A 24499-nucleotide genomic window follows, 5' to 3' on the forward strand; every position below is an offset into this window, starting at 1 on the left:
AAATAGAAAGGTAATAGACAAGGGCGGGGCCGCGCGGGCCCGCCGGAGATAGAGGTATTTCTAGTTTTTGGGCTAGAAATTTTTTTTTGGAGGCAGGAGGTTAAAGGAGGGCGAATTGTGGCGAAATTTGTATTTGTAACCGGCGGCGTGGTTTCGTCCCTGGGCAAAGGGATAACCGCCGCCTCCCTCGGGCGTCTGCTGAAAAGCCGCGGGGTGAAGGTGACCCTGCAGAAATTTGACCCTTACATCAACGTGGACCCGGGCACCATGAGCCCCTACCAGCACGGTGAGGTCTTCGTCCTCGAGGACGGGGCGGAAACGGACCTGGACCTCGGACATTACGAGCGCTTCATCGACCGCAATCTTACCCGGCAGAGCAACGTCACCACCGGCACTGTTTACGGCACCGTCATCCAAAAAGAGCGGCGCGGCGATTTCCTCGGCGGGACCGTCCAGGTTATCCCGCACATCACCAATGAGATCAAGGATCGCCTGCACCGGCTCGCCCAGGAGAGCGGTGCCGATGTTGTAATCGCCGAAATCGGCGGCACCGTGGGCGACATTGAGAGCCTGCCCTTTCTCGAGGCCATCCGCCAGATGAAAAGCGACGTGGGGCGCGACGACGTACTCTACATCCACGTCACTCTGGTTCCTTACATCGAGGCCTCGGGCGAGCTCAAGACCAAGCCCACCCAGCACAGCGTCAAGGAACTGCGCAGCATCGGCATTCAGCCGGACATCATCGTCTGCCGTACGCACCGGCCGCTTTCCGACGGGGTGCGCGAAAAGATCGCCCTCTTTTGCGACACGGAAAAACGCGCCGTTATTGAAAACCGGGACGTGGACTGCCTGTACGAGATCCCGCTCGTCCTCGCCCAGGAAGGACTGGACGACATTGTAGTGGAGCGGCTGCACCTGGAGTGCGGCCCGCGCGACCTGGGCGAGTGGGAGGAACTGGTGCGCCGCGCCAAGCACCCCTCGGGGCGCGTCACCGTGGCCCTGGTGGGCAAGTACGTGGCCCTGCACGACGCCTACCTGAGCGTGGCCGAGGCCCTGCACCATGCCGGCATCGCCAACGACGTGGGGGTGGACATCCGCTGGCTCAACGCCGAGGACTTGGAAGAGGGCGACCCGGAGGAGCTCCTGGCGGGGGCGCAGGGAGTGGTGGTGCCGGGCGGTTTTGGCGACCGCGGCACGCAGGGCAAGATCCTGGCGGCGCGTTACGCCCGCGAGCACCGCGTTCCCTACCTGGGCCTGTGCCTCGGGATGCAGCTGGCGGTGGTGGAGTTTGCGCGGGACGTGCTGGACTGGGCGGGCGCCAACAGCTCCGAGTTCGATGAAGCCAGCCCGTACCCCGTGATCGACCTCCTGCCGGAGCAGAAAGGCATCACCACCAAGGGCGGCACCATGCGCCTGGGGGCCTACCCCTGCCACCTGGTGCCGGGCACGCACGCCCACGCGGCCTATGGTGCGTCCGTGGTGCAGGAGCGGCACCGCCACCGCTATGAGTTCAACAACGCCTACCGGGCGGAGCTGGAGGCCCGCGGCCTGAAGGTGGCCGGCACCTCCCCCGACGGGCGGCTGGTGGAGATCATCGAGCTGGCCGACCACCCCTGGTTCGTCGGGACGCAGTTTCATCCCGAACTGAAGTCCCGCCCCAACCGGCCGCACCCGCTTTTTAGGGAATTCATTCGCGCGGCCACGGGGGCAAAGGGTTAGGCAGGTCAGGCGCCTGGTCTGCCGGCGGCCCGCCCGGGAGAGGAGGTAAAGCGCATGGCGGAACTTGTGGCGATTAAAGAGACGGTCCAGAATGTGGCCGAGGCCATCGCCGCCGTTCTGGACCTGGACGTGAGCATCATCGACCGGTCCTATGTGCGCCTGGGGGCCACCGGACAGTATGCGCGGGAGCTTTATGCCCAGGCGGCTCGCGACTCCCTCTTCGACCACATCTTAAAATCCGGCCGCCCCGGCTTTATCGAGGATGCCGGCTCAAGCGAGCTCTGCCAAAGGTGCCAGGGGCGCGAAAACTGCCGCGAACTCGCCACCTTGGGCCAGCCCATCTCCTGCCGCGGGCGCGTGGTGGGCGTCATCGGCGTGGTGGCCTTTACCCCGGCCCAGCGCGAGCGCCTTAAGGCCGGCGCCGGACAGCTGCTCAACTTCTTGAGCCGCATGGCCGGCCTTCTGGAAAGCAAGCTCCTGCTTACCGAGGCGCTGCTGGAAGAGACGCGGCGCAACCAAGAAGTGCGGGAAAACCACATCTCCTCGAGCTCCCTGAGCCCCATCAGCTTTGACGACATCCTGGGGCAGGCCCCGGCCCTCCTGGCCGCCAAGGAGCTGGCGCGCCGCGTGGCCGCCTCAAGCTCCACCGTGCTCATCCGCGGCGAAAGCGGCACCGGCAAGGAGATGTTCGCCCGCGCCATCCACAGCGCCGGCCCGCGGGCGGAGCACCCCTTTGTGGCGGTAAACTGCGCCTCCATCCCGGAGAGCCTGCTGGAGAGCGAACTCTTCGGCTACGAGGCCGGCGCCTTTACCGGCGCCAAAAGGAGCGGCAAGGTGGGCAAGTTCGAGCTGGCGCAAGGCGGCACCCTCTTTTTGGACGAGATCGGCGACCTGCCGCTGCACCTGCAACCCAAGCTCCTGCGCGTTCTCCAGGAGCGGCAGGTGGAGCGGGTGGGGGGGACGCACCCCATCGCCGTGGATGTGCGCATCATCGCCGCCACCAACCAGGACCTGGAGGAACTCATCGCCAGCCGCTCCTTCAGGAGCGACCTGTACTACCGCTTAAACGTAATACCCCTGGCCATCCCGCCGCTGAGGGAGCGGGACGGTGACATCCTCTTCCTGACGCGTTTTTTCATTAATAAATACTGCCACCTGCTGGAGCGGCCCCTCCTTGAGCTCAGCCCGGCGGCCGTGCAGGCCCTCGCCGGCCACACCTGGCCGGGCAACGTGCGCGAGCTCGAGAACTGCGTGGAGTACGCGGTGAACGTGGCTGCCGGGAGCAGCATCACGCCGGCGGACCTGCCCACCTACCTGCGCCGCGAAAACGCCCGGGCGGCCGCAGCCGGGGAAAAAGGTGCGGGCGCCGGCGTGGCTGCCGCCGCCCTACCGCAGGGCAGCCTGGAACAGCTGGTGGGCGCCTACGAGAACCAGATCCTCTCCCAGTACCTCGCCGCCTACGGCACTTCCGCCGAGGCCAAGGCCGAGATCGCCTCCCGCCTCGGCATCTCCCTCGCCACCTTATACCGCCGCCTCCACAAGTATCGGGGTCAGGTATCAACTTCTTAAAGTTCTTCTCACATCTGCGAAAAATTCTCAGCTGTGATAAAAGGAGTGGCGCCTGGTTCGCAATACTGCGAAGCAGGCGCCTTGGCGTATACGGCCGGCGGCATCTCACCGCCCTGGCATGGAATGTGCATAAGAAATGTGCATAAGAAAAGGGAAAAGCCGCGGCAGCCACCCTGGAGCGCGGGAGCCAGGGGGCGGGCGGCCGGGCCGCGAAGGGGTGAGGCAAGGTGGAACAAGGCCGGCTGGTGGCGCTCCTTAAGGAGCAGGTGGCGCCTGCCTTCGGCTGCACGGAACCGGTGGCCTGCGCCCTGGCGGTGGCGCGGGCGCGCGAGGCGCTGGGTGCCCCGGTGCAGAAGATCAGGCTGGTAACGAGCCCGGGAGTGTATAAGAACGGCTTGGGCGTGGGTATTCCTGGGACGGGGGCGCGGGGGATCCCCATTGCCGCTGCACTGGGCGCCCTCATCGGCGAGGCGCGGCGTGGGCTGGAGGTTTTGGCGCCGACCACTGCCGAGGCCGTGCGCGCGGCCGGAGCCATGGTGGCGGCGGGGGCGGTCACAGTGAGCTACGATCCGGCCCGGACAGGGGTGTACGTCGACGCCTGCGTGTACAGCGCCGGCGGCAGCGCCCGGGCAGTCATTGAAGGGAGCCACACCAACATCGTGTACGTAGAGCGGGACGGCGAGGCGCTCCTGGGGACGCGTCCGGAGGCGGCGCAGATGCGGGAAGGAGGAGGCACGGCTGCCGGTGAAGTGGGAACCCCCGCTTTAGCGGGCCTCACCCTGGCGGACCTGGTGCACTTTGCCGCCGCGGTTCCTTTCGCCGAGATCGAGTTTCTGCTGACGGGCGCCCAAATGAATCGGGAGGCGGCCCACCAAGGCCTCACCGCCGGTGCGGGACTGGGGGTGGGCCGGCAGCTGGCCAGTCTGGTGGAAGCGGGCAAACTGCCGGACGGCCTGATCACCCAGGCCAAGCTGCTTACCGCCGCGGCGGCCGACGCGCGCATGGGCGGGCTGCCCATCCCGGTGATGTCGAGTGCCGGCAGCGGCAATCACGGCATCACGGCCATCGTTCCCGTTACCGTAGTGGCGGAGCGCACCGGGGCCGGTGCCGAAAAGCTGGCGCGCGCCCTGGCCTTGAGCCATCTCGTTACAATCTACGTCAAGGAGTTCACCGGCCGGCTTTCACCCATTTGCGGCTGCTCCGTGGCTGCGGGTGCCGGGGCGGCGGCCGCTATCTGCTGGCTGCTGGGGGGCGATGCCGGCGCGGTGGGCACGGCCGTTAAAAACCTCATCGCCAACCTGGCCGGCATGCTCTGCGACGGCGGCAAGAACGGCTGTGCCCTCAAACTCGCCACCACGGCCGCCGAGGCTATCCTGGCGGCGGAGCTGGCGCTCGGCGGCGCCGGCGTCGACGGCTACGACGGCATTGTGGGCGACACGCCCGAGGAGACCATCCGCAACCTGGGTTACGTCAGCAGCCACGGCCTCGCCCAGGCCGATGCCGCCATCCTCACCGTCCTCACCCGGGGTCAGGTATCAACTTTTTAAAGTAAACTGCAAAAATGAGAAAAGCCCCTTCGTAGGCCAATTCGTGGCTTAAGAAAGGGGCTTTTTGCATTAGCCGCACCTTTCACCCGTCTTTACTCCGCAAAAAAGCAGGAATTATGGCTCGAAAAGTCGTAGTTCAAGGGGGAGAAACGAGAAGGCTGGTGAAAAGGTGGCTCGGCAGCCTCGCATTCACGTTCCCAATACTTACTATCATGTTACTGCGCGCGGCAACAACAAAGAAAAAGTCTTCCTTTCTACCAGCGACTATGAACGTTACCTCAAATGTCTGGGCGAATACAAAGAGCGGTTTGACTTTCATATTCTCGCTTATGCCCTAATGCCGAATCACGTGCATTTTCTTTTTCATATCGGGGAAGTCCCGCTTTCCCATATCATGCATGGCCTGCAGGTCAGCTACACGCAGTATTTCAACCGCAAGTACGAGCGCGTGGGCCATGTCTTCCAAGGACGCTATTTTGCGCGCCTCATCGATTCGGATAGTTACCTGCTGCAGGCCGTCCGGTATATTAACCAGAATCCTTTGCGCGCCGGTATTGTTCCGAACCTGGCTGCGTATAAGTGGTGTAGTCATACAGAAATGCTAGCGAAGAGAGCGAGCTTGGTCGACCGGGAGAAGGTGCTACGCTGGTTTGCGGAGGACCCGCGTAAGGCCCTTCAGCTTTATTGCCGCTTTATGGCGGTGCGGGTGGAAGAAGAACCGAAGTGGCCGCAACCGAGCGTGCTCAGACAGGCGCAGGCCCTAGGCCGGCGCGAAGAGGAGCAGAGCGCGTCGCCGGTGGAGGCCGGTGGGCGTTTCAACCCGGAGAACCGTCCGCCCTTGAGCCGCCTCCTCGCCGCCGTGGCCTGGCATTACGGCCTGACGCCGGCTCAGCTCTGCAGTCAGCAGCGTTGGCGCGATTATGTGGAAGCACGGGCTGTGTTCTCTTATCTCGCCACCCGCCTTTACCTTTACTCTTATCGGGAAGTGGCGTGCATGCTGGCGAAGAGCCCGACGCACGTAGGCAACGCGGCGCACCGCATCGACGAAGTGAAGCGCGAAGGCAAGTGGCCCGCCACCATCGCCGCCATTCAGAGGCAGGTCGAGGATTTGTCCGGGTTGCAGTCGGAAGGCTGAGTTTGCTGCGGCCGAAACCGGACCGACTAAAAACCGACTAAAATGAGGGGTGACGCGGATGTGGCCCTTTCGCAGAACTGAGAATAACAGTGGAAAGTTGATACCTGACCCCGTGGGGGTGGTGCTGGTGCTGGGGGTGCTGGCCTCGCTGGTGGTGGGGCTGGCGACGGCGCCGCGGGCGGGCCGCCCGGCGGCGCGCGCAGTGGGCTCCCGGGCGGTGGGGCTTATCTATGTGGATGGGGTGATCACCGGCGGGGAGAGCGCAGCGGGCTTCTTCGGCGCCAGCACCGGCTCGGACAGCGTCCTTGCCCAACTTAAGGAAGCGCGGGAGGACCCGGGTGTTAAGGCCGTGGTGCTGCGCATCAACAGCCCGGGCGGCAGCGCCCCCGCCGCCCAGGAGATCGGTGACGAAATCGAGCGCCTGCGCAAAGCAGGCAAGCTGGTAGTGGCCTCCATGGGTGATGTGGCCGCCTCCGGCGGCTACTGGATCGCCGCTACGAGCGACCGCATCATCGCCGAACCGGCCACCCTTACCGGCAGCATCGGCGTCATCATGCAGCTCACCAACATGCAGAACTTCTACGGCAAGATCGGTTTTAGTTACGAAACCTTCAAAAGCGGGCCGCACAAGGATATGGGCTCCTCCGTCCGCCCGGTTTCCCCGGAGGAGCGGGCCATCTTCCAGAGCATGATCGACGACATCTACGGCCAGTTCATAAACGTAGTGGCCCAAGGCCGCAACATGCCCGTGGAGCGGGTACGGGCCATCGCCGACGGCCGCGTTTTCACCGGGCGGCAGGCCAAAACGGCCGGGCTGGTGGATGAGCTGGGCAACTTCAACTATGCCCTGGACCGGGCGGCCGCCCTGGCCGGGCTGGGTAAAGACTACGAGGTGCGCGAGTTCGGCAAGCTTACACCCATCGAACGCCTCCTCAACCAGCTGGCCGGCGCTGCTTCCCTGCGCCTGCCGTTTGCCGCAGGCTCCGTGCCGGCCGCCCCCGGCCCCGCCGGCCTTTACCTTCTCTTTGTCCCACCCGCCATGCAGTAGAAAGGGGGCGCAGTGTTGATTTACCTGGATCTTTTCGTCGGCGTCCTTACCGCACCTTTCGCGACATTGCGCGCCCTGGCGGCCCAGCCGCGTCCGGGCGCGGCTGTGGTGGTCCACGCACTCATCATCCTTATCACCGCTCTAGCCGGCGCCTACGCGGCACCCGGCGCGCCGCCGCTTCCTCTCACGCCGGGCGCGGGCCTGGCCGTTGTTTTCGGGCTCCTGGGCCTCTTTCTTTATGCTGCTTGTCTGCACCTCAGTGCCGCGTTTCTCGGCGGCGAGGGCTGCGGTCGCGCCCTCGGCCTGTTCACCGCCCTGGCCTTCGCTTCCTCTCCCAGCGTACTCATCGCGCCCTTCGGCCTGGCCATGCGCGCAGCGCCGCCGGTGTTCTACTATCTGGTCAGCGCCGCCCTGGGCTTCTGGGTGCTGGTCCTGCAAATCCTCAGCATTCAGGCCACCTACCGCTTTTCCTTTTGGCGCGCCCTGGCCGCTTTGCTGCTGCCTTTCCTTCTTGTCCTGGCCGCCGTGCTCCTGAGCGTGGTCCTGGGTGTGGCCGCCCTGCTGCCCCAGCTGAAGGGCCTCCTGCCGCCCACATTATGAATTTGTTCCAGTATTCCAGAGAAGGAGTTACAGAGAATGCACCTGCGCCGCCCCTTGTGCTGCCTTCTGGCTGTACTTTTTCTTTTCGGACAAGCCCTGCTCGGCCGCCCTGCCGCCGCCCGGCTCCGGCCGGCCCCTGTTCCCACCGCGCCCGTAACCCGTGCCGACTTCGCGGGTTACTTGGCCGCCGCACTCGAGCTGCCACCGGCACCGCCCGGCGCCTGCCCCTTCCTTGACGTCAGCGGGGAGCCGGCCCGGGAGGCGGTTGCCCAGGTGCATCAGGCCGGCGTCATGAGCGGCTTTCCCGGGGGAGCGTTCCGGCCCGGGGAGGCTGTTACCCGGGCCCAGGCCGTGGCAGTGCTCCTCAGTGCCGCGCGGCGGCTGCCGGCGGCCCCGGCGTGCATGCTGCCCGGGCTGCCGGCGCGGCGCGGTGCCGCGCTGCCCTTTGCCGACGTGCCACCGGCGCACTGGGCGCACGCCGCCATCGCCTCCGCCTGGGAAAAGGGGCTGGCGGCGGGGACGGGCGAGGGGCGCTTTCTGCCCGATCGGCCCGTTAGCGCCTGGGAGCTGCGGCTGTTCTTTGAACGGTTCCTGGGCGCCGAAGCCGCAGCGCGTGCCGGGCTTAACGCCGTGCCCGCGCCGCAGCCGCCGCGCCCCGCGCCGGCGCCCACCCCCGGCTCCGCGGCCAGCGCCATCCCCATTCTCCTTTACCACCACCTGGCTCCCAGGGGCACCGGCTGGGACCAAAACGGCGCCACCCTCACCCCCGAGGAATTCGCCTGGCAGATGGACCGCCTGGCGCTGCTCGGCTACAAGGTCCTGAGCGCCGGCGAACTGGAGCAGTTTCTCAGCGGCCGCCTCAGTGTGCCGGCCCGCACGGCGGCCATCACCTTCGACGACGGCTACGCCAGCAACCTGCACTATGCCTTTCCCGTGCTCAAGCGGCACGGCTTTCCCGCCATCATTAATGTTATCACCGGCACTGTGCCGGACGCGCCGCTCGTTCCCTACGATCCCCGCTGCCTCCAGCGCCTCTCCTGGCCGGAGCTGCGCCGGCTGTCCGCCTCGGGCCTCATCACCCTGGGCTCCCACAGCGAGGACCTGCACGCATACGTGCCCTCCGGCCCCCAGGGCGTGAGGCGACCGGCCCTGGTGGCACGCCTGTATAACCCCACTACCCGGTCCGTGGAGACCGAAGCCGCCTACCGCGCGCGCATCAGGGCCGATCTTACAGCCTCGCGCGACAAGCTGGCCCGCGAGCTGGGGGCGCCGCCCCACATCTTCGCTTATCCCTACGGGGTGAGCGACCCCCTCTCCCGGCGGCTGGTGGCCGAGGCCGGCTTCACCTTCACCTTTGGTACGCGCCCTGCCCTGGCGCGGCGCGGCGGCGGCCTCACCGACGTGCCGCGCCTGGTGGTGCGCCCCGGCCTCACCCCGGCCCAGTTCGATGCGCTCCTTGTGGGGAAGTAGCGGCAATTGGCTTGGTCCCGCTGCAAAAAGAGCTGAGCGAAAAAAGCTGAGTGGGGAGTACCCCGCCCAGCTCTTTTCTCATCCCGGCCTCCTAACCCTGTTTCGCAGGTTTGAGAAATACTTCGGGAAGTTGATACCTGACCCCGGAGAGGAGGAAGGCCAGGAGGGACTCGGCGCCCTGGTTGGCGTTGACGCCCGTGGCGGTGAGGCCGTCGTGGCAGCCGCCGGTGGCGGGGTCGTAGAGGGGTTCACCGCGGGCGTTGCGGCCCAGGAACCACTCGAAGGCGGCCTCGGCGCGTTTCTTGTACATGGCGCTGCCGGTGGCCCGGTAGGCTTCGCTGTAGGCCAGCACCAGGCAGCCGGCGTCTTCCGGCTGCTCGTCCCAGGCGGCCGGTTCGCCGCCCTTGATGTACCACCCGTGGCAGCCTACCAGCTTAAAGTAGTGCCCGCGCCAGAGGACGTCGGTGAGAAAGGCCAGCGCGCGCTCGCCCACCTCGAGAAGCTCGTGGCCTCCCAGGCGCCGGTACGCCGCGAGGAGCGCTCCCGGCAGGACGCCGTTGGAGTAGGTGAGCCGGTCTTCAAACCAGGCCCAATCCTGGCTCGCTTCCCGGTGGTAGGCGGCGACCAGCTTTTGGGCCAGCGTGGCCGCCGCGCTTTTCACCGGCGGCTCGGCGTACGCGCCCAGGTACTCCACCAGCCCCAGCAGGGAAAAGGCCTGCGCCCGCAGGGCCTTCAGGCGCACCGTCCAGGGCAGCGCCCGCAGGAAGAGCTCCCGCGCCAGCGCCCCGCCGCCCTTGCCGGGCAGGGCCGCGGCCGTGCCGCCCAGCGCCCACACGGCGCGGCCGAAGGCGTCCTGCGACCCCACCTTGTCGGCCCAGGTGCGGTCGTAGTGCATAAAGTTGTGGAAGCGTCCGCTGGGCAGCTGGGCGTAGTGGAGAAACGCCAGGTACACCTCCGCCAGCTGCAGTGCCTCCTCGTTTCCCGTGGCCTGGTACGCCTCCACCGCCGTAAGCAGCGCCCGCGCGTTGTCGTCGGTGGTGTAGCCGGTGGCGCGGTTCGGCAGGTGGTACTTGGCGTGCTGAATGATTCCTGTATCGTCGGTGAGGCGCACCATGTGCGCCAGCGTAAGCTCCGGATACTCCATGTTTACCTCCCAACTCCCATCGGCGCGCGGCGCTCGGCTGCCGCCTGCAGCGCCGCTTGTTCCATAAGCTCTACGTAACTTTGAGCCACGGCCCGCCAGCTGAGCGTCTCCCCAAAGGCGCCCGCCCGCTCGGCGAGCTCGGCCCGCCGCGCCGGGTCGGCGAGCAGCCCGGCCAGCTCGGTCCCGATGGCCGTGCTGTTCTGAAACGGCACCAGGATTCCCCGCCCGCGCGCCAAAAGCTCCCGCGCGCACAGGTACGGCGTGGCGATTACCGCCTTCCCCAGCGCCACCGCGTAGGCCAGCGGTCCGCTGGAGATCTGCTCCGGGTCGAGGTAGGGCGTAATGTAAATGTCCGTGAGCTTCAGGTACTCCATCAGCTCTTCCTGCGACAGGTAGTGGTTCACAAAGCGCACGTGCTCCGCGAGCCCCAGCCCGTCCACCTTACCGTGCAGGTACTCGCGGTACGCCTCCCCGGAGTGCTTCTTTACCTCCGGGTGCGTCTGCCCCAGGATGAGGTAGACGGCCTCCGGGTGCCGGCGCACCACCCCCGGCAGCGCCTCCAGCACGTACTCGATCCCCTTGCCCGGGTGCAGCAGCCCGAAGGTAGAGATCACCGTGCGCCCGGCCAGCCCGTACTTTTCCTTGAGCTCCTCCGCCGTGGCCGCCGGCGCCGCCGGCACGCCGTGGCGGATCATGTGGATCTTCTCGCCCGGGATGCCGTAGCGGCGTACCAGGAGGTCGCGCCCCTTGTGGGCCAGCACCACCAGGCCTTCGCTCCCTGCCGCCAGCGCCCGGATAATGTCCGCCCGCGCCCGGTCGGGCCGCGGCAGCACCGTGTGCAGCGTCACCAGCGCCGGCTTCTTAAGGTGCTTAAGGAGCGTCAGCACATAGGCCCCGTTCGTCCCGCCGAAAATCCCGTACTCATGTTCAATCATCACCACATCCACCGGCGTGCGGTTCAGCCAGTTGGCCGCCGCCGCGTAGGACGACTCTTCTTCTTGGATAATCTCAAAGCGCACCCGGTGGTCGTACTCCAGTTGGTTATCGGCGTGGGTAATGGCCACCGCCTGCGGCTCGGGCCACACCCCCAGCCCGGCAATGGCCTGCATAAGATCTGCGGTAAAAGTGGCCAGCCCGCACTTGCGGGGCGGGAACGTGCTTACAAAAGCGGCCTGCAATTGTGCCATACAACTTCACCTCCATGAGTCATATTTTGGTCATTTCCCAACGGAATTAACCGTATGCTGCAGTATGGGTTCCTATGTCCCGCCGCCCAGCTTGGCGGCCGCCCGCACCAGCTTGTCGCGGATGGGAAGGTCGTAGGGGCAGCGCCGCTCGCAGGTGCCGCAGCGCACGCACGCCTCCGGCAGTACCTTAAGCTCCCGGTAGAGCGCCTGCGCCTCGCGCTTTCTTTCGTAGCGGTCGTACATCCCTTCCAGGCGGAACACCTCACGGATGTCGATCCCCTCCGGGCAGGGGAGGCAGTACCCGCACTGGCGGCACACCTCGCGCCCCAGCGCCTTCACCTCCCGCACCAGCCCTTCATACTCCGCCGGCGTCAGCGGCTCAAAGCTGCCCGCCAGCCGCACGTTCTCTTCCACCTCCGCCGCCGAGCCCATCCCCGGGATGGCGATGTCCACGGCCTGGCTTAAAGTGTAGCGCAGCGCCAGCGGCGGCTCCTTGATCACCCCGCCGCCCAAGGGCTTCATGGCGATCACGCCCACGTCCAGTTCCCGCGCCAGCGGCAGCAGCGTTTCCTCGGCCCGGAAAATGAAACGGTCCAGGATATTCACCGGGACCATCACCGTATCGAACTCCCCGGTTTTAAGCGCCGTGCGCAAAAGGCGCGGGTTGTGTCCCGTGATGCCGATAAAGCGCACCCGCCCTTCCCGCCGCGCCTCCCGGAGCGCCTCCAGCGCCCCGCCCGGCGCCAGGCAGCGCGTCAGGTCCTCTTCCTCGTCCACGCCGTGCAGCTGGTAAAGGTCCAGGTAGTCCGTTTTCAGCTCCCGCAGGCTGGTCATGAGGTCGCGCCGCGCGCCGGCGGCAGAGCGCGCCGGCGTTTTGCTGGCCAGGTACACCTCGCTGCGACGGCCCGCCAGCGCCGCGCCGATCTTGGCCTCGCTGTCGCCGTAGCCGCGCGCCGTATCGATAAAGTTAATACCGCGGTCGAGCGCCAGCTTAACCACCTGGAGCGCTGTGTCCCAGTCCCGGTCGCGCACCGGAATCCCGCCCAGCCCCAGGGACCGCACCTTAAGTCCGGTGCGGCCCAGGCGCCGCTCAGGCAGCATCTTGTTTCCCCCTTAGAAGATGTGGCTTCGCATATTTTGCTACCGCCGAAGAAAAAATATCAGCGGGACATTTAACTCCCTGAAAGCAACGTATCCCTGCGGTACGTTACCTTTTGTTACTATTCTAGCGAAAGCAGTCCGCGCGGGGCAAATGTTGGCACGCCTCGTGCAAGGGAGCAATCCGCTCTTAGCAAAAGTGAGAAGGCCAAATCTTGTGACTAGTTGCCGGAGAAGGCAACTCATCGCCGGCTTACCAGTTGCATGCAGGCCATGCTGTACTTGCTGGAACAGGGAGATTACGGTAAGATTGAAATTAAGAGAGGAGGGGCCGTCGGAATGCGCACAGTGGAAAAACCCTGGGGCCGTGAACTCTGGTGGGCCCAGACGCCGGCTTACGTCGCCAAAATCCTCCAGGTAAAAGCCGGCCAGCGCCTGTCGCTCCAGTACCACAAGGAGAAACTCGAGAGCATGTACTTCGCCGCCGGCAGCGGCACCCTTATCCTCGGCGCTGAAACCAAAGAGATCGAGCCGGGTCTGGCCGTCACCATCGAGCCCGGCACCATCCACCGCATCATCGCCTCAAGCGACGTCACCGTGTTCGAAGTTTCCACCCCGCAGGTGGAGGATGTGGTGCGTGTGGAGGACGCCTACGGCCGCACGCTCGACCCGCCCCGAGCGGTCTAAGCAAGGTTGCGCGGCTGTGGGGATTCCCGCTCGCTCCTGAAGACTCGCGGAGAGCCTTATGCCCGGCTCCGCTCTTCGGCGGGGTTCCGGCCGATTCAGGCATCCGGCCCTCAAGCGGCCGCCTCGCACGTCCTGTGCTCGGCCCCCGCCTTCGAGCGTTCGCCTCGCTGTAGGCTCTCAGCCGCTCGCCTTAAAGCCGCTTCGCTCCCCACAGCCTCCTCAGCTAACGCTGAGTCGTTGGCCTGTTTCAAGCGTTGCAGCTGCTTCAAAAACCCCTGATGGTTCGGAAACAAGGCAGGTCGACTATCCCGTTTGGAGGTGGTGCCTTTGCGCCAAGTCGCTGCCATTATGGCCGGCGGCCGGGGCGAGCGCTTCTGGCCCCTCAGCCGCCAGAGCTGTCCTAAACAGTTTCTCCCTCTTATCAGCGAGAAAACCATGCTGCAGGAAACGGTAGGGCGCCTTGCGCCGCTCCTCGGCCCGGAGGACATCTACGTGGTCACCGGCGCCCAGTACGCCGCGCGCGTGGCCGAGCAGCTGCCGGACCTCCCCCGCGAAAACATCATCCTTGAACCCGAGGGCCGCGACACGGCCCCCTGTATCGCCCTCACCGCGGCCTACCTGGCGCACCGCTATCCCGGCGAGGACGCGGTGCTGGCCGTGCTCCCGGCCGACCACCTTATCACCAAGCCGGACCTCTTCCGCCAAATCCTGGCCGGAGCCTTCGCCCTGGCTGCCGCCGAACCCGTGCTCGTCACCATCGGCATGAGCCCCAGCCGGCCCGAGACCGGCTACGGCTACATCAAGTGCGGTGAGAAGGTGCCCTGGAGCGGCCGCCACTTCGTCTACCGCGTCCAGCGCTTCACCGAAAAGCCAGACCGCGCCGCCGCCGAAGCCTTCCTCAAGGAAGGCGGTTATCTTTGGAACAGCGGCATGTTCGTCTGGCGCCTCTCCACCCTGCGCGAGGCCTTCCAGCGCCACCTGCCCGAGGTGGCCGCCGCCCTGCCCACCCTCACCGCCGCTTGCGGCGGGCCGGCCGAGGCCCTGGCCGCAACCTTCCATTCCCTGCCGCGCATCTCCATCGACTACGGCGTCATGGAGAAGGCCGACAACGTGTACGTGATCCCCGGCGACTTCGGCTGGGACGACGTGGGCACCTGGTCCGCCCTGGCGCGCCTCCTTACCGCCGACGCCGACGAAAACGTCACCATCGTAAACGCCCCCGCCGCCCACGGCGCTGCCGCGGTCCAGGAGCCCATCCTGCTCGGCTCCAAGCGCTGCGTGGTCTCCGGGAACGGCCGCCTGGTGGCCGCCCTGGGCGTGGAGGACCTCATCATCGTCGATACCGACGACGCCCTCCTCATCTGCCGCCGCGGCCAGGAGCAGAACTTAAAATCCGTCCTCGAGCAGCTCCGCCGCGACCACCGCACGGCGTACCTATAGCCCCGGCCTGCAAGCGGGATACGCAGGAGAGGCGGCCGGAAAAAGCCTCGGGACCAAGGGGGTAAGAAGGTGAAGTACAAGCTGCCGGTTACCATTACGCCGTTAGGTAAGAAAGAGTACATGGTTGAAACATGGTTCGACGCGCAAGTTTCCGCCGCAGCTTGTTGAAGCGGTGGCGAAAGATCTCGGCGTTTCACCCGAAGAATTTCTATCCTGGTATGATGGTATTGAAGGCATGGAATAGCTTCGCATGCTTATGGAGGAGGGATGCTTATGGTTGCTGTACATCCCGGCGTCTTCCGCGAATACGACCTGCGCGGCCTCGCCGCCACAGAACTTACCCCCGACTGGGTGCGCGCCTTCGGCGGCGCGCTTTCCCGTTACTTCCGCCGCCATGGACTCACCACCGTGCTTGTCGGCCGCGACAACCGCTTAAGTTCCACCCCCATCCGCGACGCCCTCGTCGCGGGCCTCACCGCCGCCGGCCTGGACGTGGTGGACATCGGCACCGTCACCACCCCGCTTTTTTATTTTGCCCGCATCCACCTCGACATCGATGCCGGCGTGATGATCACCGCCAGCCACAACCCGCCCGAGTACAACGGCTTCAAAATCGCCCGCGGCCCCGCCACCATTTACGGCGCGGAAATCCAGGAGCTCAGGCGCATCTTCGCCGCCTACATAGATGAGCTCCAGCCCGCCCCGGCCCGCGCCGGCCAGCCGGCTCCGGGAGCTGCCGCTGCCCCCGCACCTGGCGCGGCCGCGCACCCCACCGCGCCCGCCCCGCGCCCCGGCACCGTCCGCAGCGTGGACGTTGCCCCCGCCTACCTCGCCATGCTCGCCGGAAAAATAAAGCTCGGCCCGCGCCGCCTTAAAGTGGCCGTGGACTGCGGCAACGGCACCACCAGCTTCTTCGCCGCCGAGTTTCTCACGCGCCTCGGCTGTGAGGTGCTGCCCCTTTACTGCGAGTCCGACCCCACCTTCCCGCACCACGCCCCCGACCCGGTAAAGTCCGCCAACCTCACGGACCTGCGCGCCCTGGTCGCCCGCTCCGGAGCGGACCTGGGCCTCGGCTTCGACGGCGACGGCGACCGCCTGGGCGTCGTGGACGAGCAGGGCAACATCCTCTGGGGCGACCAGCTCATGATCCTCTTCTGGCGCGAGATCCTCCCGCGCCACCCCGGTGCCACCGCCCTGGTGGAGGTGAAGTGCTCCCAGGCCCTGGTGGACGAGATCCGCCGCCTGGGCGGCCGCCCCGAGTTCTCCCGCACCGGCCACTCCCTCATCAAGGCGCGCATGCGCGAGATCGGCGCCGTGTTCACCGGCGAGATGAGCGGCCACCTCTTCTTCGCCGACGAATACTACGGCTACGACGACGCCTTTTACGCCGCCGGGCGCCTGCTGCGCATCCTCTCGCACACCGAAAGGCCCCTTTCCGCGCTCCTGGCCGACGCCCCGCGCTACTACAGCACCGCCGAGACCCGCGTTCCCTGCCCGGATGAGGATAAGTTCCGCATCGTCGCCGAGCTTACCCGCCGCTTCAAGGAGCGCTACAACGTGGTCGACGTGGACGGCGCCCGCGTCCTCTTCCCCGAGGGCTGGGGCCTCGTGCGCGCCTCCAACACCCAGCCCGTCCTCGTCGCCCGCTGTGAGGGCAAAACCCCCGCCGCCCTGGCCGCCATCTGCGCCGCCGTGCAAGACGCCCTCGCCGCCTTCCCCGAAGTGGGCGAGTTCGAATGGGAATACTAGGATTGCCGCAAAGTACCTACCGTGATAGAATCAAACCGGCCGAACACGGGAGGTGGCGGACATGCGTCAGGTTATCCTTTATCCTGGTGAAGATGGCTGGTGGGTAGTGGAGTGCCCGAGCCTTCCCGGCTGCGTGAGCCAGGGTAAGACAAAGGAAGAAGCCCTGCGCAATATTCGCGAGGCCGGCGGAGCCTATATAGAAGCATTGGAGCAGGATGGTTTACCCGTTCCGCAAGAACGGTTTGATGTCATGGTGGTTGCAGTATGACTGCACTACCTGAGTCTCCAGTGCCGACTGTGCCAGCGCGCTCTGCAAAGTCGGGTTTCGCGCAGTTCGCCAGAAAGGAAGTCATGTTGTACTGCGCCGGGATGACCCGTTTGCACAAACGGTTGTGCCGAAGCATCTCGAGCTCGACCGGGGGACATTGAAGGCGATTCTCAGGCAAGCTGGGCTAACGGTCGAAGAGTTCTGTCGACAGTTATAGGATGACGTATTGGAGGCTAATATTAGCCGCCAAGGGTTTACTTTTTCTCTGAAACTGGTACAATAAAGGCAGAAGGCTTCTGAGAGCGAAGCCTTCTGCCGGAGGGTGTTGCAGCCCGAGGCAGCTGGAGTTGGCTGACGCTAGTTACAAGCTAGCGTCCCTTTTTTAGGTACCACCGTAGCAATTGCAGCAGTGAGAGCGCAACTATAGGCGCGATTACCACCGACATACTGCCAACATGCAGTTCCATCCTCCCACCCCCTTCCAAGAGCATTACTGCTCCTGAGCCACAACACCCGATGGCAGGTGTGGAGGATGGAACCAACTGCCTGAACTGCCGGGTTATTCCCGTCCAGATTCATTATACAGACGCATAGAACATAAGTGCTAGAGATTTTTGGTTGCCGGCGCCGCCGGCTTTTTCTTTTGCTTCCCGGCAGGAAAATCCCTCCGCCTGGCGAAGATCCTGGAGAAAGTGACAATTTCCCGGGAAATAAGTAAAACCTGCGCGAAAGGAGCCGCCTTCATGTCGCACCCTGAGCCCCGCGTGCGTAAGGCCATCATCCCCGCGGCCGGCCTGGGCACCCGCTTCCTGCCCGCCACCAAGGCCCAGCCCAAAGAGATGCTCCCCATCGTGGACAAGCCGGCCATCCAGTACATAGTCGAGGAGGCCGTCGCCTCCGGCATCGAGGACATCCTCATCATCACCGGCCGCGGTAAGCGCGCCATCGAAGACCACTTCGACCGCTCCCTGGAGCTGGAGGAGGCCCTCGCCCAAAAGGGGGCCGAAGGCCTGCTCGACCTCGTCCGCGAGATCGCCGCCGTGGACATCCACTACATCCGCCAGAAAGAGCCGCGCGGCCTGGGCCACGCCGTTTACTGCGCCCGTAAGTTCATCGGCGACGAGCCCTTCGCCGTCCTCCTGGGCGACGACATCGTCACAAGCCGCACCCCCTGCCTCAAGCAGATGCTGGACCTGTACGCTGAGCTGGGCGGCTCCCTGGTCGCCGTCCAGGAGGTGCCCCCCGCCGAGGTCTCCCGCTACGGCGTCGTCCGCCCCGCGCCCCTCGGCCCCCGCCTTTACCGCGCCCTGGACCTCATCGAGAAGCCCCGCCCCGCCGAGGCTCCCTCCCGCCTCGCCATCATCGGCCGCTACATCTTAAGCCCCGGCATCTTCTCCCTCCTTGAGACCACCGCCCCCGGTGCCGGCGGCGAGATCCAGCTCACCGACGCCCTGCGCCGCCTGGCCGTAAGCGAGCCCATCTACGCCTACGCCTTCCAAGGCCGCCGCTACGACATAGGCGACAAACTCGGCTTCCTTGAGGCCACCGTGGAGTTCGCCCTCGCCCGCCCCGACCTCGGTCCCCCCTTCCGGGAGTACTTGGAGGAGTTGCTGCGAAAAGGGAACCTTTCCGCCCCCTCGCGCGTCATATAAGCGGGTTCCCTAGAATACCCGTCCAGTCCTGGAAGGCCCGTCCACCTGAGAAAGATTTACCCTTCCTGGCGCGAAGAATATCTAAGGCGAAAGTTCACCCGCGCCGGGTCTCATTCGGCCTGCTGCCGCATACAATGTTTCTGGCATAGTACGGCCTTGTCCCCGTGAGGCCTTACAGATCCTTACAGGGAGCTGCTGGGACTTATTGACGCTCCAGGTACCCGATGCTATAATAGGTAATAGCTTAGTGGGAAGGACAAACCTTACAGCGTCTGAAGTTCCTGGCGTTCGCGGCACATCCTGGGAAAAAATTTCTCTCTTCCCGAGCAGGAAAAAACCAGCCGTGCAGCGAACAATATACAGAGCTTACAGACATATGCTTCCGAGGTTAGTTCTTCCTGTTGCTATCCTACTCCGCTTGTTCGTTTTGTGAACCATTGAAAGGGGGGATCACAGGACACCACCCCAGAGGAAGGGTTCTTAACCTGGTCTTTGACAACTGTACAAAGGAGGATTTGTAGATGCAAGGTTTCAAGAAAGTCCTTGTGGCCCTGCTGGTGGTTGCAACCATCCTCGGGACCATAGGACCTGTATTCGCCGCCGAGAATACTAATGCGCCTAGCGAAGCTGCTACGCGGCTTCAAGCTATTGGTATCGCGAAAGGTGACGAAAAAGGTAATCTGAACGAGGACCAGCCCGTGACTCGTGCAGAGGCAGCTGCTCTTGTTGTTCGCGCCCTCGGCATGGAGAAGTCGGCGGAGCTTATGGGCGGAGCAACAAAATTCGCAGATGTCAACGCTGATCCTGGGCTGCAGTGGGCGACTGGCGCGATTAACATTGCTGTGTCCCAGGGCATCATCAACGGCTATCCTGATGGCCGCTTTGGTGGGCGGGACCAGGTGACTTACGCTCAGTTCGCAAAGATGATGCTTTATGCTCTTAACTACGGTGTTACCGTTGAGGGCGGTATCTGGCCAACCGCCGTATTGGCCAAGGCGGATGATATCAAACTCACAGATGGTCTAACAGTTGTGGCCAACGCTCCCATGATCCGGGGCGCTGTCTTCAAGATGGTTGACAACGCTCTTGACGTGAAACCGCTTGTACAGTATGGTTACGGTTCTTCGACTCTTTATCAGCCGGGGGACCAAAAGCTTATTCAGAAACTCGGCTATGATGAGCTAGAGGCACAGGTCACGGCTATCCCGGCGGCAGACAGCACGCTCAAAGATGATCAAGTGACGGTGACTTTGCAGAAAAAGAATGGCGCTGATGCTAGCGGGGATAAGACCTATACTGTTGGGCAAGGCGTAGATGTTAATGGACTGTTCGGTACGGTAGCGAAACTCTGGGTGAAGGACGACACAGTTATATATGCCCAACAAAAGACGAGCGACAGCGATGTTTACTATGATACCATAAAGTCTTACAGCAGCAGTCAGGTAAAACTGCTGGCACTTGACAAGACCATCGACCTCAAGTCCGGGGTAAAGACATATGTAAACTACGACGGCACGGCAACCCCAGCTGCAGACGAATACGGGCGTTTTGTCAAGGATAATAATCAGGTCAGCTTTATTAATGTGTTCAGGTTCGACAAGATCAACGGCGGCATCGTAACCTCGGTGAGTGACAACGAGATCAAGTACTTTGCTGGTGCTAGCGCAACAACTCGCACGCTGCGTCTTAGCCAGTTTGATAATGTGCATGTGTTATCTCCTAAGTTTGCTGAACTCAGCTTGAGCGACGTTAAGGCCGACAGCGTTATCTATGCCTGGGCTGACGGAACCGACGATCTATACATCGTAGTTGTTGGTGAGAAAGTAGAGGGCAAGCTGGACCGTGTGTCTACCGACAAAGTTAGGATTGACGGTAAGGACTACAAGGTGGTCCAGAAGGCAGACGGTACGGTTCTCGCTACTGTGTCGACTGACGAAGATGTCACCGTAAATAGTTACACGACTGATAATGCCAAGGGCCTGGTTGGCGAGGACGTAGTAGCTCTGCTGGGGCTCAACGGTCGGGTACAACACCTGCGCGGTGCCAGCGCAAAGACGACGGGCTGGAATTACGGCGTTGTCACCAATGCCTACTACAGTAACGGTACTCTTGCTCTCAAGGTGTTTACCAAGGACGGCGAGTCCGTAGTTTACGAACTGGAGAAGGAAGCTAATTGGCCAACTGACAACGCACACCTTAACTTTGGGGCAGACAATGGAAAGTTCTACGGAATTGCCTACAAGTTGAATTCGGACGGTCAGATCGCGAAGGATAAGCTAGTGATACTGCCGAGTATGAGTGGTACAGTTACATTAGACAGCGACACGTACGACGTCTACGTTGGCAACGTGAAGAAGGCTGACAAGGATCAACAGTATGTTACTGAGGATGCGGCGACTGCGACTCGTTACTACGTTGATTCCGGTACCGTGCTAATGAAGGTTTATGATGGTACTGACAAAGATCCGGCGCTCGTTGACTGGAAGGTTGATCTCGACGGTACAACGTTGACTGGTAGTGATCCGCGGCAAGCGATCGTGGTTGGGACAAAAGATCAGTCTGCGAAGTTTATTCTGTTCACGTCCGAGAACTTCCAGGTGGCTTCTGCCGATTACTACTTCGGCGTAGCGGTTACGGACGAAACGTTCGATAGTGATAATGGGTATGCCACAATTGATGTGGCTGGACAGGGCGAAAAGGAGTACACCTTCGATTCGTCGGCTGTCAGTGACATTACGAAGGGCGATTTGCTAGCGTTCCGCGTTACTGGTGACAAGGCGAAGAATGTCACGCATATCGACGTGCAGGCTTCGTCGCTGACTGTTGGAGCTACGTTGGCGAATTATGGTACTGCCAGTGTCGGTAAGGCAGTCTATGATGTCGTCCAGGCTGTTTACAACAGTGGGCGTTATGTGAAATTCAGCGGTGTAACGTATACTGTTGACGCTGACGCAGTGGTGTACCTACTGAAGTCGGACCAGAAGTTTGATATGGCAGGTGGCGTTGCCGACATCGAAACTGGTAAGCATGCCATCTTCCTCACCAAAGATAACGATGATAAGCTAATCAAGGCTATCGTTATCTGGTAGCATCGAATGGTGCCGGACGCCTAGCAACTGATGGGACCTCTGGTGCCAGGCACCTGGGAACGAATGGAAGAAGGCTCCAGCCTCTTGGCTGGGGCCTTTTTCATGTGCGCCCGGCATGGGCGCTGTCTCTAGGGTGCAAGTCCCGTGGGCTGCCGCGGGGACGGTTCTTGTGGCAGGTCCTGATGAAGGGCCTAGGTGGAGAGGCACAAGAACCTCCTGAGCTGCCATGGGGACCGGAGCTGTCACGGGGACGGTTCTCTTGGCAGGTAAGTGGCAACCGAAAAGCCTCGCGGAGGGCGACTCAGCCTCACTGCGAGGCCTTTCTTTTTTTTCCGCATCTGCCTGCCCTCTGGGGCGGCCGCGGGGGGCCGGCTGCCACCGGGGGCTGCCATGGGGACGGTTCTTGTGGCAGGTCCTGATGAAGGGCCTAGGTAGAGAGGCACAAGAACCTCCTGACATTCAGATCGAAGGGGACCGGACGGTGCCGGGCACCTGGAAAGGAGTGGAAGAAGGCCCCTGCCGTTGTGGCGGAGGCCTTCAGTACTCAAGGGCAGATGTGGTGGGCGATCTGAGGAAGGAGAGGGAGTACTTGTTAGGCGCCGAGGAATAAACGGTGTCTGCAGCTGGTTGGGACTTCTTGGAACCTGCGGGTTACTTCTTAGCATACCAAGCGAGGAAATCTTCCCGCGTTACCTCAGCATCTCGAAGGATTTTACTAGTTATCCCTCGGTCTGCCGCGGGGACGGTTCTTGCGGCAGGTCTCGGGCTGGTAGGAAAGCGCGGGGAAAGGTATAATGATACAGGGGCGATAGGGATATGCCGAGAACAGTAAGAGAAAAGAGTAATACCGGTGTCTATCACGCGATCCTGCGTGGCATTAACCGCCAGACCATCTTCGAGGATGAGGAGGACGCCACGAAGTTTGTGGAGACACTGGGCGAGTGCCGGAAGAAAAGTGAATTCAGGCTGTACGCCTACTGTCTGATGGGCAATCATGCGCACTTCTTGGTAAAGGAGGGGAGAGAAGATTTAGGCGTCACTGTTAAGCGCGTGAGGGCCAGCTATGTTTACTGGTATAACAGGAAATACGGACGCTGTGGTCATCTCTTCCAGGACCGGTATAAAAGCGAACCCGTGGAGGACGACAAATACTTTTTAGCAGTTCTACGGTACATACACCAGAACCCTGTAAAGGCCGGGATAGTTAAGGAACTGGTCGACTATCCATGGAGCAGTTACAGGGAGTATCTGAACAATGGTAGACTTGTAGAGACGGACTTTGCCCTTGGGTTATTCAGTGATGACAGGCTGAAGGCTGTGGAGGCTTTCAAGCGGTTCCACGAAATCGAAGGACAGGAAAACTGTTTAGACATAGACGAAAAGAGGAAGCCGACAGATGCCGAGGCGATTGAGTTGATCAGGCGCATTTGCCAGGTGGCGAACTGCAAAGAAGTGCAGAAGCTGGACAAAGCGCAGCGAAGCCGGTATTTTAGGTTACTAGCCGATGAGGGATTATCAGCCCGGCAGATCAGCCGGATCACCGGTATCGGTAGGTGGGTGATCCTGAATGCTCTTGAAAACTGATGCCTGCCAGGGCGTCTGGTGCTCGGTGCCTGGAGTACTGCGTGCGAGGCACCTCAGAACGGATAAAAGAAGGCTGGCGAATTCATAGCAAGATGGTGACCCTGTACGGCTGATCCCGGACGCGGGCGGCGAGATGGAAAGGGCCCCTGCCTGAGGAGCAGGGTTCACAAGACGACAGCCCGGCGGAGGTTCCAGCCACTACATATACGCCAAAGGAGAGGCAAGACTAAGCGTCCCCTATCGTCAGCCCCACATCAAGGCCGTCTACGTGCAGCGAGTCATTTCCGTCCTAGAGGAGGAGATGGACGATGAGTGAGAAGGATATAGAGTACTATCTGGCGCTTCCCTACAAGGTGGTTCTGCATCCCGCCCAGGAAGGCGGCTATGTCGCGGAAATCCCGGATCTCCCCGGATGCCTGACGCAGGGCGAAACTATTGAGGAAGCCATTAATATGATCCAGGACGCGAAGGTCTGCTGGCTACGGTCGGCTCTGGAAGACGGCGTGGAAATACCGGAGCCCGGCCAAACCCTGGACGAGTATTCCGGCGGCTCAACATTCGTAGGGAGCCAGAAGTGAAACCATCTAAAGTTTCTCCAAAAGCGCATCTGGCTTTTCATGTGGAAACAACGCCTGTCCTGGTAAGGAATTCACGATTAGATGAACTTAAGGTATAATTAGCCCAGGGGGCGCGAGGAATCCGAAGGAAGGTGAAGAGCGTGATTCGGGAATATATTCAGGAGGCCCTCGAGCGGGCCAAGTACGAGCTGATAAACAACCCAGGAGAACCGTACTATGCAGAGGTACCCGGGTTAGCAGGGGTGTGGGCAACGGGGGAGACGTTGGAACAGTGTCGCCGGAACCTGGCCGATGTTATCGAAGGATGGCTCCTCCTTAGGTTGCGGAAAGGGTTCGATGTACCGCCCTTAGGCCAATATCGTATCGAAATTCCCCATCAGGTGGAAATCCATGGGTAAGCTTGGCCCGATAACCTGGTTAGAGCTTGTCCGCCGCCTTAGGAAGCTTGGCTTCGAGGGACCATACCAGAGCGGAAAGCACCCTTACATAGTAAAGGATGACCGAACTGTTACAATCCCCAATAGACACGCTGAGGAAATTGGTGTCGACCTGTTGGCGCGTATTCTCAGGTAAGCTGGTATAGACAGGGAAACTTGGCTGAAGGAAGAGTGAGGCTTAGTTTGGGGCTTAGGCTGCCACGGGGACGGCAGGCTGTTTGTCACACAGTCTGACGGTTCTTGTGGGAGATCGAAGCTCTGGTGCTGGGACACCTGCGGCTTCCGGTGCCGCGCACCTGTGCACGCATAAAAGAAGGCTCCTGCCGGTGGGCCTCTAGTACCGGACACCTGGAACACATAAGACACGTCTAAGATCGCATGTTAAAATGGACTCCCGCCGGGAAAGGGCCAGCCACCCACCCGTAGCCAGCCTTGGAGCCAAACTGGCAACAGCTTGGTTCAAGCGTAGGTAGGCCAGGGAGCGGGCTGAAAGCGAAA

At 62.6% G+C, this 24499-nt stretch carries 21 protein-coding genes and 1 pseudogene; 19 read left to right on the forward strand and 3 right to left on the reverse strand.

Annotation, left to right across the window (positions count from 1 at the left end; all coding sequences use genetic code 11):
• The first annotated feature begins 117 nt into the window (after nucleotides 1-117).
• The 7 genes from K5554_RS03875 to K5554_RS03905 all read left to right on the forward strand — a co-directional run bounded on the left by K5554_RS03875 (nucleotide 118) and on the right by K5554_RS03905 (nucleotide 9088).
• Nucleotides 118-1719 carry a CTP synthase gene (locus K5554_RS03875; RefSeq protein WP_221039832.1) on the forward strand — a complete coding sequence of 534 codons (1602 nt, stop codon included), beginning with the start codon at nucleotides 118-120 and terminating at the stop codon, nucleotides 1717-1719.
• A 54-nt stretch (nucleotides 1720-1773) separates the two neighbouring features.
• Nucleotides 1774-3288, forward strand: a complete 1515-nt coding sequence (locus tag K5554_RS03880) for a sigma-54-dependent Fis family transcriptional regulator (protein WP_221039833.1) — start codon at nucleotides 1774-1776, stop codon at nucleotides 3286-3288.
• Between the two features lie 227 nt (nucleotides 3289-3515).
• Nucleotides 3516-4835 (forward strand): serine dehydratase subunit alpha family protein, encoded by a 1320-nt coding sequence (locus K5554_RS03885; RefSeq protein ID WP_221039834.1) that lies wholly within the window; start codon nucleotides 3516-3518, stop codon nucleotides 4833-4835.
• A gap of 169 nt (nucleotides 4836-5004) precedes the next feature.
• Nucleotides 5005-5970: a transposase gene (locus K5554_RS03890; RefSeq protein ID WP_221039835.1), complete on the forward strand. Its 966-nt coding sequence runs from the start codon at nucleotides 5005-5007 to the stop codon at nucleotides 5968-5970.
• A gap of 127 nt (nucleotides 5971-6097) precedes the next feature.
• The gene (sppA, locus tag K5554_RS03895; RefSeq protein ID WP_221039836.1) at nucleotides 6098-7018 is read left to right on the forward strand and encodes a signal peptide peptidase SppA; all 921 of its coding nucleotides are present in this window, start codon (nucleotides 6098-6100) and stop codon (nucleotides 7016-7018) included.
• Between the two features lie 15 nt (nucleotides 7019-7033).
• Nucleotides 7034-7618: a YIP1 family protein gene (locus tag K5554_RS03900; protein ID WP_221039837.1), complete on the forward strand. Its 585-nt coding sequence runs from the start codon at nucleotides 7034-7036 to the stop codon at nucleotides 7616-7618.
• A 36-nt stretch (nucleotides 7619-7654) separates the two neighbouring features.
• Nucleotides 7655-9088 carry an S-layer homology domain-containing protein gene (locus K5554_RS03905; protein ID WP_221039838.1) on the forward strand — a complete coding sequence of 478 codons (1434 nt, stop codon included), beginning with the start codon at nucleotides 7655-7657 and terminating at the stop codon, nucleotides 9086-9088.
• 91 nt (nucleotides 9089-9179) lie between these two features.
• Here K5554_RS03905 and K5554_RS03910 read toward each other — a convergent pair whose 3' ends face one another.
• The 3 genes from K5554_RS03910 to K5554_RS03920 form a co-directional block, all read right to left on the reverse strand.
• A complete protein-coding gene (locus tag K5554_RS03910; protein ID WP_221039839.1) occupies nucleotides 9180-10232 on the reverse strand; it encodes a glycosyltransferase in 1053 nt (350 codons plus the stop codon).
• Between the two features lie 2 nt (nucleotides 10233-10234).
• On the reverse strand, nucleotides 10235-11419 hold the full coding sequence (locus K5554_RS03915; RefSeq protein WP_221039840.1) for a glycosyltransferase family 4 protein: 1185 nt from the start codon (nucleotides 11417-11419) through the stop codon (nucleotides 10235-10237).
• Nucleotides 11420-11491: 72 nt separating this feature from the next.
• Nucleotides 11492-12520 carry an aldo/keto reductase gene (locus K5554_RS03920; RefSeq protein WP_255565494.1) on the reverse strand — a complete coding sequence of 343 codons (1029 nt, stop codon included), beginning with the start codon at nucleotides 12518-12520 and terminating at the stop codon, nucleotides 11492-11494.
• Nucleotides 12521-12856: 336 nt separating this feature from the next.
• Here K5554_RS03920 and K5554_RS03925 point away from each other — a divergent pair, with 336 nt between their 5' ends.
• The 12 genes and pseudogenes from K5554_RS03925 (at nucleotide 12857) to K5554_RS14660 (ending at nucleotide 24137) form a co-directional block, all read left to right on the forward strand.
• Nucleotides 12857-13204 (forward strand): cupin domain-containing protein, encoded by a 348-nt coding sequence (locus tag K5554_RS03925; RefSeq protein ID WP_221039841.1) that lies wholly within the window; start codon nucleotides 12857-12859, stop codon nucleotides 13202-13204.
• A gap of 327 nt (nucleotides 13205-13531) precedes the next feature.
• Nucleotides 13532-14644 carry a mannose-1-phosphate guanylyltransferase gene (locus K5554_RS03930; RefSeq protein ID WP_221039842.1) on the forward strand — a complete coding sequence of 371 codons (1113 nt, stop codon included), beginning with the start codon at nucleotides 13532-13534 and terminating at the stop codon, nucleotides 14642-14644.
• Nucleotides 14645-14917: 273 nt separating this feature from the next.
• Nucleotides 14918-16393: a phosphomannomutase/phosphoglucomutase gene (locus tag K5554_RS03935; protein WP_221039843.1), complete on the forward strand. Its 1476-nt coding sequence runs from the start codon at nucleotides 14918-14920 to the stop codon at nucleotides 16391-16393.
• A 61-nt stretch (nucleotides 16394-16454) separates the two neighbouring features.
• Nucleotides 16455-16661 carry a type II toxin-antitoxin system HicB family antitoxin gene (locus K5554_RS03940; RefSeq protein WP_221039844.1) on the forward strand — a complete coding sequence of 69 codons (207 nt, stop codon included), beginning with the start codon at nucleotides 16455-16457 and terminating at the stop codon, nucleotides 16659-16661.
• Nucleotides 16662-16698: 37 nt separating this feature from the next.
• Nucleotides 16699-16878 (forward strand): annotated as a pseudogene (locus tag K5554_RS03945) (type II toxin-antitoxin system HicA family toxin); the annotation flags it as partial.
• Nucleotides 16879-17404: 526 nt separating this feature from the next.
• On the forward strand, nucleotides 17405-18313 hold the full coding sequence (gene galU / locus K5554_RS03950; RefSeq protein WP_221039845.1) for a UTP--glucose-1-phosphate uridylyltransferase GalU: 909 nt from the start codon (nucleotides 17405-17407) through the stop codon (nucleotides 18311-18313).
• Nucleotides 18314-18834: 521 nt separating this feature from the next.
• Nucleotides 18835-21402: an S-layer homology domain-containing protein gene (locus tag K5554_RS03955; protein ID WP_221039846.1), complete on the forward strand. Its 2568-nt coding sequence runs from the start codon at nucleotides 18835-18837 to the stop codon at nucleotides 21400-21402.
• 403 nt (nucleotides 21403-21805) lie between these two features.
• Nucleotides 21806-22012: a hypothetical protein gene (locus K5554_RS03960; protein ID WP_221039847.1), complete on the forward strand. Its 207-nt coding sequence runs from the start codon at nucleotides 21806-21808 to the stop codon at nucleotides 22010-22012.
• A 206-nt stretch (nucleotides 22013-22218) separates the two neighbouring features.
• Entirely contained in the window at nucleotides 22219-22986 is a 768-nt protein-coding gene (locus tag K5554_RS03965) for a transposase (RefSeq protein ID WP_221039848.1), read from the forward strand.
• A gap of 308 nt (nucleotides 22987-23294) precedes the next feature.
• Nucleotides 23295-23564: a type II toxin-antitoxin system HicB family antitoxin gene (locus K5554_RS03970; RefSeq protein WP_221039849.1), complete on the forward strand. Its 270-nt coding sequence runs from the start codon at nucleotides 23295-23297 to the stop codon at nucleotides 23562-23564.
• A 140-nt stretch (nucleotides 23565-23704) separates the two neighbouring features.
• Nucleotides 23705-23962 carry a type II toxin-antitoxin system HicB family antitoxin gene (locus K5554_RS03975; protein ID WP_221039850.1) on the forward strand — a complete coding sequence of 86 codons (258 nt, stop codon included), beginning with the start codon at nucleotides 23705-23707 and terminating at the stop codon, nucleotides 23960-23962.
• A complete protein-coding gene (locus tag K5554_RS14660; RefSeq protein WP_221039851.1) occupies nucleotides 23955-24137 on the forward strand; it encodes a type II toxin-antitoxin system HicA family toxin in 183 nt (60 codons plus the stop codon). The genes K5554_RS03975 and K5554_RS14660 overlap by 8 nt, the downstream gene beginning before the upstream one ends.
• Nucleotides 24138-24499 lie beyond the last annotated feature (362 nt).

The organism is Gelria sp. Kuro-4 (genome assembly GCF_019668485.1).
GTDB lineage: Bacteria > Bacillota > DTU030 > DUMP01 > DUMP01 > DUMP01.

Coding starts and splice junctions, on each gene's coding strand:
- K5554_RS03880 (WP_221039833.1), top strand. CDS start 1,774: ATGGCGGAACTTGTGGCGATTAAAGAGACGGTCCAGAATGTGGCCGAG.
- K5554_RS03935 (WP_221039843.1), top strand. CDS start 14,918: ATGGTTGCTGTACATCCCGGCGTCTTCCGCGAATACGACCTGCGCGGC.
- galU (WP_221039845.1), top strand. CDS start 17,405: ATGTCGCACCCTGAGCCCCGCGTGCGTAAGGCCATCATCCCCGCGGCC.
- K5554_RS03915 (WP_221039840.1), bottom strand. CDS start 11,419: ATGGCACAATTGCAGGCCGCTTTTGTAAGCACGTTCCCGCCCCGCAAG.
- K5554_RS03910 (WP_221039839.1), bottom strand. CDS start 10,232: ATGGAGTATCCGGAGCTTACGCTGGCGCACATGGTGCGCCTCACCGAC.
- K5554_RS03905 (WP_221039838.1), top strand. CDS start 7,655: ATGCACCTGCGCCGCCCCTTGTGCTGCCTTCTGGCTGTACTTTTTCTT.
- K5554_RS14660 (WP_221039851.1), top strand. CDS start 23,955: ATGGGTAAGCTTGGCCCGATAACCTGGTTAGAGCTTGTCCGCCGCCTT.
- K5554_RS03920 (WP_255565494.1), bottom strand. CDS start 12,520: ATGCTGCCTGAGCGGCGCCTGGGCCGCACCGGACTTAAGGTGCGGTCC.
- K5554_RS03955 (WP_221039846.1), top strand. CDS start 18,835: ATGCAAGGTTTCAAGAAAGTCCTTGTGGCCCTGCTGGTGGTTGCAACC.
- K5554_RS03925 (WP_221039841.1), top strand. CDS start 12,857: ATGCGCACAGTGGAAAAACCCTGGGGCCGTGAACTCTGGTGGGCCCAG.
- K5554_RS03970 (WP_221039849.1), top strand. CDS start 23,295: ATGAGTGAGAAGGATATAGAGTACTATCTGGCGCTTCCCTACAAGGTG.
- K5554_RS03940 (WP_221039844.1), top strand. CDS start 16,455: ATGCGTCAGGTTATCCTTTATCCTGGTGAAGATGGCTGGTGGGTAGTG.
- K5554_RS03965 (WP_221039848.1), top strand. CDS start 22,219: ATGCCGAGAACAGTAAGAGAAAAGAGTAATACCGGTGTCTATCACGCG.